Source organism: Treponema sp. R6D11, from assembly GCF_054786075.1.
Map to the genome: position 1 here is coordinate 1 of NZ_BDHD01000890.1, position 460 is coordinate 460.

General features: G+C 50.0%; 1 protein-coding gene. It reads right to left on the bottom strand.

Going from position 1 to position 460, the window contains the following annotated elements; translation table 11 throughout:
• On the bottom strand, positions 1–460 hold a 460-nt coding region (locus tag ACYVTD_RS16680; protein ID WP_461248774.1), incomplete at both ends, for a leucine-rich repeat domain-containing protein.

The following is a 460-nucleotide window of genomic DNA, read 5'->3' on the forward strand; positions in this document are numbered from 1 at the left end:
TTTATAGGTAGTTAAAAAAGAATCGGGAAATGATTCCTTGCCTAATTTTACATTCGGCCCGATAGTAATGCTGGTCAGCTTGCTTCCCGCAAACGCTTTTTCCCCGACGTTTATTACGCTGTTGGGCAGGGTGATGCTGGTCAGTACGCCGTCGGAAAACGCGAAATTCCCGATGGACGTAACGCTGTTGCCTATGGTAACGCTGTTCAGCCGGTTGTTGCCGAAAAACGCGCTCTCCCCAATAATCGTAACGCTGTCCGGTATGACAACGGTGGTTAATCTATTGTTTGCAAACGCGCGGTCCCCAATGGTTGTAACGCCGTTGCCTATGTCAATTTTTATAAGGTCGTTTCCTGCGAACGCGCTCTCCCCGATGGATAAAACGCTGTTGGGTATGGCGACGTTGATAAGCCCCTTGCCGCGAAACGCCTCTTTCGCTATTGCGACAATGGGCATACCG